Here is a 10,603-nt window from a genome sequence, read left to right on the forward strand (position 1 = left end):
AACCAGGATATTTCGTTTCGAGCCGCTTCAGACTTAGGTAATCTACCCGTGCTATAGTCCCGTATCGTCTACGTCGGTTTTCAACAGAAAGGACACACTATGGGATTCTTCAGCTCGATTATGGAAAAGCTTGGACTTGGTGCTTCTGCTGCGCAAGCCGCCCCTGCTCCGCAGGCTGCGCCCACAGCGGTTCCTACTCCCGCAGCGCCTGCGCCGCCTAAGACAATGAAGACCGTCGATGTCGTCGCCAAGCTTGAGGGGTTGGCGGCTTCGCACAAAGAAAAGCTCAATTGGAAAGTCTCGATTGTCGATCTCATGAAACTCTTGGGCCTCGACAGCAGTCTGACCGCACGGAAGGGGCTGGCAACCGAACTGGGATGTCCCGCTGAAAAGATGGGGGACTCAGCGCAAATGAATATGTGGTTGCACAAGACTGTCCTGCAGAAGTTGGCCGATAACGGAGGAAATATTCCGAATGAATTACTGTAACCTCAGCCAATGACTTCCTGTCCGTGGTTGCATGATGCGCATAGGAAGCCATCTGGCTCAGTGAGGAGTGACGGACTGAATTCGGGTAGTTAGGAGGTTTGCCAGGAATCGCCCCGTGTGAGAATTCGGCACGTTCGCTACCTGTTCCGGCCTGCCTCCCGCTCCTCTTCCTTCCGGTCCTAGGTCGATCACCCTGCCGGCTGCGTTGGTCACAATCAGGTGATGTTTATAAGGCTATGAAGGTGTTCCTGGATAAGCGCGTGCTGGCCGCTATTCTCTGCTCCAGAACTGTTTAAGGTCGAATGACAGTTGCCGGTGATGTTTCACGGCGAGAAAGATCACTTGGCTCCGGCGCACCAGATAGAGTACGAGATATTCGTCCGTCACAAATTCACGCAGGTCGTCTTCTTTGCCGAGGAGTTTGCGCAGTTCCTTGGTAAGAGTCCTCGCTTTTGCAGATTTGATGGTATGAGCCAAGAACGAGCGCCCGGATTGCGGGAATTGGCACAGGGAGGGAATGGCGTCATCGAAGAGACGATCGAGAATCCGGCGGTATGCCGAACGGCCCTGAGGGCCGAGAAAAGACTCGATGGCTGTCAGGTTGGTTGAGAAGTTCTCGGTAAAACGTGGCCGCTTAGCGGCCATGACGCGATTTGAGTTGCGCAAGACTGAGCGTCTTGCCGCCTTTCAGATCGGTAAGGCCCTTGATCGCTTCTTCAAACAGTCCGAGGTGGATGTGCTCCCGCTCCAGCCGGTGATAGTAGTCCAGGCGGTCCGCATCAATCAGGGCTGCGCAACTGCCCCCGTTCTTGGTAATGAGTTTCTCGTTCCCCTTTTCCCGTACCTCATCGCACAATTCGGTGAGCTTCGCACGCGCGTGACTGAGTGAGATGACGTCTTTGGTTGTAATGGCCATCTGGTCCTCCAGGCGAGTGAATGCGTACAGTATAAATTGCGTACAGAATTATGTCAATTAGGCTGTGGCCTTAGGGCTTGCGCCAAGAATTGTCCCGTGTGAGAAGTCGCCACTTTCGCTACCTGTTCCGGCCTCCCTTCCGCGATAATCTGTCCGCCTGCTGCTCCGCCTTCGGGTCCTAAATCGATGACCCAGTCGGCTGATTTGATGACATCCAGATTATGTTCCACGACGACCAGGGTGTTGCCGGCGTTGACCAGCTTGTGTAGGACGGCGAGGAGCTTCTTCACGTCTTCAAAGTGCAAGCCGGTCGTCGGCTCGTCCATGATGTAGAGGAGATCCCTAGGGGACTGGCTCCGGCTTGGCCGGTGCCTGTCCCCGGCGGTTTGTCGAGGAACGGGGACAGTCCCTTGAGGGGACAGTCCCCCGCAGCCGATCAATTCAGCGGCGATTTTGAGCCGCTGGGCTTCGCCGCCGGAGAGCGTCGTGGCGGACTGCCCGAGGCGCAGATAGCCGAGGCCGATGGAGGAGAGCAGATGGAGCCGCTCTTGCAGTTTCGGCGAGCCGGTGAAGAATTGCACCGCGTCATCCACCGTCATCGCCAGGACTTCTGAAATGGTCTTCCCGCGAAAGCGGATGGCGAGGACCTCCGGCTTAAACCGCTTTCCGTCGCACCCCTCGCAGGGCACGTATAGGTCCTCGAAAAAGTACATCTCCAGCTTTTCCACACCCGCGCCTTCACAGCGCTCGCATCGGCCTCCGGTAGTGTTGAAGGAAAAGTGTCCAGGTGTCAGACCCTGTCGGAGGGCTTCCCGTTCAGAGGCAAAGAGCTGGCGGATTTCGTCGAAGGCTTTCAGATAGGTGATGGGATTGGAGCGGGGCGTGCGGCCGATGGGTTGTTGATCGATGAGGCGCACGCCCTTGAGGTGCTCGATGCCTTTGATGGCTTTGAAGCGTCCCATGGAGAGCGCATCCACGCGAAAGGCGCGGGCCAGGGCGCGGTACAACGTGTCTTCGACCAAGGTACTTTTCCCGGATCCGGATACGCCGGTGACGCAGATGAACATGCCGAGCGGCAGGCGAACGACGAGGTCTTTCAGATTGTGTTCGTTGGCTCCCGCGATCACGAGCGCCTTGCCGTTACCGGACCGGCGGGATTTCGGGAGCGGGATCTGTTTATCGCCTCGCAGGTAGCGGGCGGTGAGGGCGCGCTTGTCCTGGATAAAGTCCTTGGCCGGGGCCGCGCAGATGATCTCACCGCCTCGTTCGCCGGACTGCGGGCCGAGTTCGACGAGGTAGTCGGCCGACTCGATCATGTGGCGATCGTGTTCGACGACGACGACGGTGTTGCCGACTGCGGCGAGGTCTTTGAGGATGCCGGCGAGCAGGTCGGTGTCGCGGGCATGGAGACCGATGGTCGGTTCGTCGAGGACATAAAGCGTGCCGACCAGCCGGGCGCCGAGTTGATTGGCGAGGGAAACGCGCTGGGCTTCCCCGCCGGAGAGCGTTTTCGTTTGCCGCGCCAGCGTGAGATAGCCGAGACCGACCCGCAGCAGGAACCCCAGTTTGGCTTTCAACTGACGCAGGATGTCGGCGGCAATCTCCTGCTCGAACGGCCGCAACGTCAGTGCCTCCATCCAGTCGAGCAGGCCTGCAATCGTCTGGTCAGTGATCTCGTGAATGTCGGTGTCGGCGATCTTCACGAAGCGGGCATCCGGCTTCAATCGGCTGCCGTGACAGGCGGGACATTCCACCGGCGTGCGGTAGCGACTCAAGAGCACGCGCACATGCAGCTTGTAGCGCTTCCCTTCCATGTACTCAAAGAAGTTGTTGATGCCGTCAAAGGAATCGTCACCTTCCCACAGCAGCGTCTGGGTCGCTTTCGGGAGGCTGCGGAACGGGGCCGTCACGTCGATGCCCTTCCGTTTCATCGCCAGGAGCATCTGTTTTTCCCACCAGTCCGTTCCCGGTTTGCTCCAGGGCTCGATGACGCCCTCGGCGAGCGATTTGCCGTGGTCGGGAATGACGAGCTCCGGATCGTAGCGGAGGACGTTGCCGAAGCCTTTGCATTCGGGACAGGCACCGAGAGGATGGTTGAAGGAAAAGAGAATCGGTCTGAGCGGTTCAAAGGTTCGTCCGCACTGCTGGCAGAGGAAGTTGGTGCTGAAGGAGTGCACGCCTTGGCCGATCACCTCGACCGTGCAGCGGCCTTCCCCCTCGCGGAACGCGGTCTCGATCGCTTCGACGAGGCGGGTTCGATTGTCCGCCCTGATCACCAGGCGATCGAGGACGACATAAAGATGGGATTTCCCCTCACCCTTGCCCTCTCCCCCGTGGGGGAGAGGAGAAGGTGAGGGGGCCTGCAAGTCGAAAATCTCATCGCCGGCTTTGAGGCGGGTAAACCCGCGAGTCAGGAGGGATTGAAGGAATGCGGATTCCAACTTGGCGGTGGGGGTGGCCACGGCGAAGAGGATCATCGCGCGTGAGTCTGGAAAGCGTTCGAGCAGCTCGGTGGCCACCGTATCGGGATGGAATGAGCGGGCTTCCTGGTGACAGTCAGGACAGACGGGCTTGCCAATCTTGGCGAAGAGCAGCCGGAGCAGGTCCGCTATTTCCGTGGTGGTGCCGACGGTCGAACGGGCTGTGCGCACCTGGTTTTTCTGTTCGATGGCGATCGCCGGTCGTACGTTGAGGATGCGGTCCACGTCGGGACGCGCCACCTTGTCGATGAACATGCGGGCGTAAGTCGAGAGGGATTCCACATAGCGCCATTGGCCTTCGGCGAAGAGGGTGTCGAAGGCCAGTGACGATTTGCCTGAACCGGACAAGCCGGTGATAGCCGTGACCTGGTTGTGGGGGATACGGAGCGAGATGTTCTTGAGATTATTCTGCCGGGCGCCCTCGACGATGAGGTCGGATGACGGAGGCTTGGGCAGAGGGGTGATGTCCACGACGCGCGCTCCAGTCATGGTAAAGGGAAGATCCTAGCAGTCGGTCCTCTCTGCTTCAACAGGGAACGGGGAAAGGCTTGGCGATCACGTTCAATAGTGAGAGGATGGGGGCATCCACCGGGAGGGACGCATGACTCTGACGACGACACCGAGCATTGAAGGCAAGAGAGCGGTCAAATATCTGGGGCTTGTCAGCGGGGACGCCATTCTTGGCGCGAACATCTTCCGCGACTTCTTTGCGTCGATTCGGGATATTGTCGGCGGCCGGTCGGCCTCGTACGAGGCTGAGTTGCGGAAGGCCAAGGATATTGCTATCGGCGAGATGCGTGAACAGGCCAGGAATCTCGGGGCCAATGCCATTGTCGGGATCGATATCGACTACGAAACGATCGGCGCCAGCAGCAGTATGCTCATGGTGAGCGCGAGTGGGACGGCGGTAGTCGTCGAATAGCAGGCAGCCCATGGCACTACTGTCGAATACAGAATATCTTGGTTTGGGTCGTCAGATCGCGCGGTTGCTGGGCTCCAGTCTCGAAGGGGCTTCTGCGGACGCTCTTCGCGAACTTGCGCTGGCCTACGATCCCTCCGCCAATGATGCCCGGATCAGCGCCGAGGTCTTTCTCTTTCACAAGTTCCTGCTCATGCAAGCCTGTGTCGGCGTCTTTCCCGAGTCGCATGTGGCGCATGTGGTCGGCGGGTTCTTCGCTGCGTTGAACGAAAAGATGAGCGGCTTGGAACTCGGCTCGGATCGGCAGCAGGCCATGGAGCAGATGTGGCAACTCCGTGCCGGGCAATTCGAGCAGCCGTTTTCAAACGATCGCGCCGAGTTTCTCGATGCCAGCCCGGATGCCTCCCACTGGAAACAGACCATCTCGCGTTTTTGTCAGAACGTGAAAGAGATCGCCAACCCGCCCGATATCTGGACCGGCAGCAATAGCCCCTCCCAGGAAGCCAGCCGCACCGTTACCCACGCCCTCAATCAGATGATCTCGACCCTCAACGAAATGAACCGGCTGCATTTCCCTGCTTCTGTCTAACGCCGGTACTTCACCCTTTCCACATGTTGTCTGCCGAGCTGTGATAGATCTGTCGTCAGTTCCTGCCTATAATCGTTTCAGCTCGGTTCATGTGGCATAGGTGACTATGGATCTCTCTACCTATCTCTCCCGAATCAACTATTCAGGCGATCGCTCTACTTCGCATGACGCGTTGCGTGCGCTTCATCTTGCGCATGTATTTGCGGTGCCGTTTGAGAATCTGGACGGCTATCGGGGCGTGCCGGTGTCCCTGGAGCCTGCCGATCTGTTCGCCAAGATCGTGACCGCGCGTCGCGGCGGGTACTGTTTCGAGTTGAATGGTCTCTTCAGTCTGCTCCTGGAGGCCATGGGGTTTGAGGTTACGAGGCTGATCGCGCGGGTGCGGTATGGGGCGAAGCCGCCTTATCCGCGAAGCCATCAGGTCCTGCTGGTCAGAGTCGGCGGGGAGCCCTGGCTGGTCGATGTCGGTTTTGGTGGAAACGGATTGCTTGAGCCCATGACGCTGGCCGTGGGGCATGAAGCCCGGCAGTTGGAGGAACGGTTTCGTCTCCTCTCAGGAGAATCGGGAGAGTATCTGTTGCAGGCGTGGATTCATGGTGAGTGGGATAGTCTTTATTCCTTCTCGACTCAGCCTTGTCAGCCGGTCGATTATCACTACGCGAACTATTTCCACTCCCATTCCAGGGACTCGCTGTTCATGCAGCGGCGGGTCTGTACGATTCCGACGAGAGAGGGACGTACAACCTTGGTCGATCAGAGTTTAAGCATCCGGCGAAACGGAAAGAACGAGAAATCAGTAGTCGAGAGTGATGCCGCATACGCCCGTGCGCTTCTCGAGCACTTTGGCATCGTCCTGCCGTAAGCCCGCCGGATCCTACCGGATGATCAACCGCACCAAGCCTACGCAACTCATATAGAGCGCGAGGGAGCCGACCATCGCCGGCCAGAAGCCGAAGCGCGGGACGCCGACGATCATGGACACGACATACACCGTCCAGGGCGGCACGAACCACAGCAGATTCTTTGCGTAGCTGACGATGGCGTCGTTGCCGCCATTCAGATAGATCAGGATGAACGTGGCCCCGGTGATGGCGGGGAAGGTGCTGGCGAAGGCTGCGAGAAATGATCGGCCTTGCGCGCCGAGGTACGTCGACACGCTGACGATGGTGCCGCCTAAGAGAAAATAGAGTACATACTTGCCCAGGTCGTTCACGGACTATCCTCCTCCGGTTCCTTGAAATGCTTCCATCGCCTCCCGCTCCAGCGCGTCGCCCTGACCGGTATACCGTGGCGAGAAATGAAACACAACGAGGTTGCGCACCCGGGCCTTGCGCGCCATGAGACCGGCCTGTCTTGCGGTGAGGTGATACCGGTCGCGGGCCTTCCCGGCGTCGCTGTCCAGGTAGGGGGCTTCGCAGTAGAACACATCGGCTCCGTGCGCAAGGGCGAGGATCTTCGATTCGTTCTCTTTGTCGTAGCGGGCATCGACGACGTAGGCGATCTTTTGTCCCCGCGAGATGGTCAGAAACTGTTCCCGCACGTTCCCTAACACAAACTCCCGCTCTTCGCGGCGATGTTCGTCGAACAGCGTGGCCGTAAATCTATAGTCGTCCGGCTTGCCCTGCCAGATATGCTGTTTGACTTCTTTGAGCCAGGCTCCCACCGGCAAACCCGCCTCATGCAGTTTCTGCTTGTTGACGTTGATGTGGAATTGCTCTTCCAGGCAATACGCGAAGGACGGGATACGATGATTCAGAGCCACGGCCTTCACCGTGAACATCGGATCGTCGAGCACCGTGAAGAGGGGTGCGTCCGCATGAGGCAGAGCCGGACGATCCGGCTGTGCCGAGAGGAGAAAGCCGTTGTTGGCGTGAAAGACGGCGTGCCTCACGGTTTGGGGATGGACTTCATGGACCTCGATAATGAGCGGGTAGCCATCGACGAGATTCCAGGTGTAGCCCCGCAGTTTGCCCTGAACGTTGTCGATGAGGCCGGGAGGGCCGAAGAGGCGAAGGGTTTTGCCGCGCCCCAGCGCGACGCGCAACACGGCGTCGAATCCGATGAAGTGGTCCATGTGCGTGTGGGAGATGAAGATGTCGGTGGCTCGCAGCAGTCGAGTGGGGCCGAGTGAGTCGTTGTGTCCGAGGTCAAAGAGCAGGGCTCGCCTGGACCAGCGGATTTCCACATAGACGCCGGGGTCGCCAAAGACGTCATTGATGAGATAGCTGGAAAACGAGGGATTCATCGATCACCGGGTCTGATGGGTCGGCTCCATTCTTACAGCAGTGCCGCCCGCACTGCACTATACATCACGATGACTTCGACGGCATGCGCAACGATGGGGATGTAGAGATTGTTCGTCTTAAGTCTGACCGTGCCCCACACGAGACCATCCCAGATCGCGATCCAATGCAGGTGTTGGAAGGTCGTGACCATGAAGGGGTCGAAGGAAAACGCGACGGCGCTGGTGATGAGGGCCAGAGGCGGGAGGCGCTGGAGAAGAGGGAGGTGCCACAGATGCGATTCGAGTACGGCGAGGCGTCCGAGCAGAAAGCCTCGAAAGTTCACTTCGACGAAGAGCGCGATGCAGCCGATCAGCCAGGGCAACATGATGGCGAGCGGAATGCGGGCATGAGGGGTGTCTTTGAGAAAGGTGATGTCGAATCCCATGGCGGGAACGGCCTTGAGAATCATGACGCTGTTGAGGCAACCGAGCCCGAGGCCGATCACGAGACCCCGCCAGAAGCCGGACCTCAATCCGCGTGGGTGCAGACCGAGAAGCGGAAGCGGAGGGCGGGTGTGTATTGCCCATAAGGCGAGCGCGAGATAGGCGATCAGTTGCGGAGCGAATTGGATGAAGGGGTGTTTCTGCCAGGACGCGGGGAGTAGGTAGAACGCGACGGTCGCGGCGATCGGGAGCAGCGCCAGCGCCGCTCCCCATTCGTTGGCCTGAACCGTGGCCGCGCAACTGCTCGGTTCAGGCGTCGGCATACGGAACTATTGGAGTTGCAGATTGTACCGATCCAGCGTGGTGGCCTTGTGCCGCGCCAGATTGGAAAGCGACTTGTTGTAATCGACGACCGACCGGAGTTCATTGCCTTGGGCTGTGGCGAGGTCGCGCTGGAAGTCGAGGACGAAGCGGGTGGTGCTCAGGCCGACTTTCAGCCGCTCCTGCTCGGCCTGCAATTGCTTCTCAGCCATGATGCGGGCGGAGCGGGTGGTCTCGATGCGTTTGAAATCGGTTTGCACGCGACGGACGGCTTCCCGCACGCCCACGATGATTTGTTGGCGCACGCTGACCAAGGAGGCTTCGGCGTTTTTGAATTCGAGCTGGCGCTTGTTGTAGGTGCTGACCGCTGAGCGATTACCGAGCGGATAGCTCAAGACGAGCCCTGCGCCAAAATTGTAAAAGTCTCCGCTGAGGTTCTTGCTGACGGAATCGCCGTAGTCTTTGCCCAGTCCGGCCATGCCCATCGTGCCTTGGAGCGAGAGGGTGGGGAGCAACTGGTTGCGGGCAAATTGCTTGTTGAGTTCGCCCGACTCGAGGTTCTTCTTGGCCTGGACGATTTCCGGGCGCTGTTCGATGGCGGTATCGATGGCTTCCTGCAAACTGAGGGGTTCGAGTACTACAACCGGCGCATCGGTCGGTGTCAGGCGCACGTCCTGCCGCAGTTCCTCTTCGCCGGGATTGAGCAGCCGGCGCAACTGATCTTCCTGGTCCCGAATGGATTTTTCTGCCACCAGCACCTGCTCCACCCGCGAGGCGACGGCGGCTTCGGCCTGCAAGACATCGACGATCGACATGACGCCGGCTTTGGTCTTGGCCCGGTTGGTCGCCAGCAGTTCTTCCGCGGCCTTGAGAGCCGCCTGGGCGACCTTCATGTTTTCGTTCGCAAAGACCAGTTCCCAGTAGGTTTGTTCGACAGTGGCGAGGACGGTCAGGACGCGATCCCGGAAGACATGCTGTTCGACGTCGGCGTTATTCTGCGCGACCTTGATGAAGGTCTTGGTGACGTCGACACCGGCGTTGCGCAACAAGGGCTGGGTCAACGTGAGAGCAAGTCCGCCGGTGTAGGCCGGATTGAACAGGAATCCGGTCGCCAGGTTTTGGTTCACGTTGGTACGGCCTGGGCTGTAATTTAAATTGACGTTGCCGCCCGTAATGAGATTTTGCGTGGCATCGACGGTCACGGAACTGTTGCGTTGATCGAAAGTCTGAATATCTGTCAGGGCGCCGCCGGTGCCGCCGAAGACCGGCCGGTTGAGCGGGGAGACCTGGCGGTTGTATTGACCGTTCACGCTGAGGGTCGGATCGAACTTAGCCTGCTCGACGGTGATATCGAATATCCGGCTCTCTTTCGTTTGGCGGCTGATGGAGATATCTAGATTGCTTTGTAGCGCCCGAACGGCGGCGTCAGGCAGAGAAATGGCGTCGCGCCGTTCCGCCGGGGCTGTTGTCTTGGCGGGACCTTGGCTCCAGCAGGGGCTGGTTGTCAGAAATATGAGCATGATGGCGATACCGCTGCTCCATCTGGACATGCCGGAAACGAGACGAGTGTCGGGCCTCATGAATCCTCCTCGATCGACAGACTGAACGGGCTCATATTATACTGATGGCCTGGAGATTGTCATGGCTCAACTCATCCGACCGGTCAGGATTATGATGCAACGCCTGCTCACAGGTGCACTCGTCGCAGCGGCTCTGACCGTAGGGGGCATGTTCGTCGATTGCGCACCGACTTCGGCGCAGACGGTGTCTGGCGTGCGGTCGTTCGATGGCGGGGTCGGCCCTCTCTTCAGTCTCCCCGGGCCTGCTAGTCTGTATCTCGACGGGCAGGGAACCCAGGGCTATTTGTACCGGCCCGGAGGCAATATGCAGACGTATAGTTTTCGGAACCCGACAACGGGTCAGGCCTGGAGCGGCGCCGTCATGACCTTCGGCCCACAACTTTCGATCGGACTGATCCAAGGCGCCAACCAGAGCGGGTCTCCGCTGGTTTTACCTGGCCCGCCCAGACAAACTGGCCCTCTGCCTCCGATCTCTTCGACGCTGCTCGACGAAATTCCCTGATCTAGGAGCCTGTCCGAGTAATGTGCATTTTGGACTGGACAGGCAGCGGGCATTGTGGTTTCTAGGCGGCATGGCTAAAACATTCAAATCCTGGGACGTCGATCAGCCGGTACTGCTCCCTCCGTCCGTGCAGGAGCTG

Annotated in this window: 12 protein-coding genes; 5 read left to right on the forward strand and 7 right to left on the reverse strand. The window is 59.0% G+C overall.

The genetic code is table 11. From position 1 onward, the window contains the following. Positions 1–99 precede the first annotated feature (99 nt). The gene (locus Q8N04_06075; GenBank protein MDP3090226.1) at positions 100–489 is read left to right on the forward strand and encodes a DUF3597 domain-containing protein; all 390 of its coding nucleotides are present in this window, start codon (positions 100–102) and stop codon (positions 487–489) included. A gap of 270 nt (positions 490–759) precedes the next feature. On the opposite strand, the gene Q8N04_06080 is transcribed toward Q8N04_06075, so the two are convergent. From Q8N04_06080 to uvrA, 3 genes are read right to left on the reverse strand one after another with little or no spacing between them, the layout of a single operon-like run. Beyond that, on the reverse strand, positions 760–1,134 hold the full coding sequence (locus Q8N04_06080) for a type II toxin-antitoxin system RelE/ParE family toxin (protein MDP3090227.1): 375 nt from the start codon (positions 1,132–1,134) through the stop codon (positions 760–762). Beyond that, the gene (locus Q8N04_06085; GenBank protein ID MDP3090228.1) at positions 1,124–1,405 is read right to left on the reverse strand and encodes a type II toxin-antitoxin system Phd/YefM family antitoxin; all 282 of its coding nucleotides are present in this window, start codon (positions 1,403–1,405) and stop codon (positions 1,124–1,126) included. The genes Q8N04_06080 and Q8N04_06085 overlap by 11 nt, the downstream gene beginning before the upstream one ends. 53 nt (positions 1,406–1,458) lie before the next feature. Then, a complete protein-coding gene (gene uvrA / locus Q8N04_06090) occupies positions 1,459–4,374 on the reverse strand; it encodes an excinuclease ABC subunit UvrA (protein ID MDP3090229.1) in 2,916 nt (971 codons plus the stop codon). A 112-nt stretch (positions 4,375–4,486) separates the two neighbouring features. Here uvrA and Q8N04_06095 point away from each other — a divergent pair, with 112 nt between their 5' ends. From Q8N04_06095 to Q8N04_06105, 3 genes are all read left to right on the forward strand, one after another. Further along, the gene (locus tag Q8N04_06095) at positions 4,487–4,807 is read left to right on the forward strand and encodes a heavy metal-binding domain-containing protein (GenBank protein ID MDP3090230.1); all 321 of its coding nucleotides are present in this window, start codon (positions 4,487–4,489) and stop codon (positions 4,805–4,807) included. Positions 4,808–4,817: 10 nt separating this feature from the next. Continuing rightward, positions 4,818–5,393: a hypothetical protein gene (locus tag Q8N04_06100; protein ID MDP3090231.1), complete on the forward strand. Its 576-nt coding sequence runs from the start codon at positions 4,818–4,820 to the stop codon at positions 5,391–5,393. Positions 5,394–5,499: 106 nt separating this feature from the next. Further along, positions 5,500–6,255, forward strand: a complete 756-nt coding sequence (locus tag Q8N04_06105; GenBank protein MDP3090232.1) for an arylamine N-acetyltransferase — start codon at positions 5,500–5,502, stop codon at positions 6,253–6,255. 12 nt (positions 6,256–6,267) lie between these two features. Here the strand turns inward: Q8N04_06105 and Q8N04_06110 are convergent, their stop codons facing one another. Genes Q8N04_06110 through Q8N04_06125 form a run of 4 tightly spaced genes read right to left on the reverse strand, consistent with a single transcriptional unit; the run spans position 6,268 to position 9,962 of the window. After that, on the reverse strand, positions 6,268–6,606 hold the full coding sequence (locus tag Q8N04_06110; protein ID MDP3090233.1) for a DUF3147 domain-containing protein: 339 nt from the start codon (positions 6,604–6,606) through the stop codon (positions 6,268–6,270). Between the two features lie 3 nt (positions 6,607–6,609). Continuing rightward, the gene (locus Q8N04_06115) at positions 6,610–7,638 is read right to left on the reverse strand and encodes a hypothetical protein (protein MDP3090234.1); all 1,029 of its coding nucleotides are present in this window, start codon (positions 7,636–7,638) and stop codon (positions 6,610–6,612) included. A 32-nt stretch (positions 7,639–7,670) separates the two neighbouring features. Beyond that, a complete protein-coding gene (locus Q8N04_06120; protein MDP3090235.1) occupies positions 7,671–8,384 on the reverse strand; it encodes a CPBP family glutamic-type intramembrane protease in 714 nt (237 codons plus the stop codon). A 6-nt stretch (positions 8,385–8,390) separates the two neighbouring features. Next, on the reverse strand, positions 8,391–9,962 hold the full coding sequence (locus Q8N04_06125; GenBank protein MDP3090236.1) for a TolC family protein: 1,572 nt from the start codon (positions 9,960–9,962) through the stop codon (positions 8,391–8,393). 61 nt (positions 9,963–10,023) lie between these two features. On the opposite strand from Q8N04_06125, the gene Q8N04_06130 reads away from it, so the two are divergent. Next, the gene (locus Q8N04_06130; GenBank protein ID MDP3090237.1) at positions 10,024–10,464 is read left to right on the forward strand and encodes a hypothetical protein; all 441 of its coding nucleotides are present in this window, start codon (positions 10,024–10,026) and stop codon (positions 10,462–10,464) included. Positions 10,465–10,603 lie beyond the last annotated feature (139 nt).

It is taken from the genome of Nitrospira sp., assembly GCA_030692565.1.
Classification (GTDB): Bacteria; Nitrospirota; Nitrospiria; order Nitrospirales; family Nitrospiraceae; genus Nitrospira_D.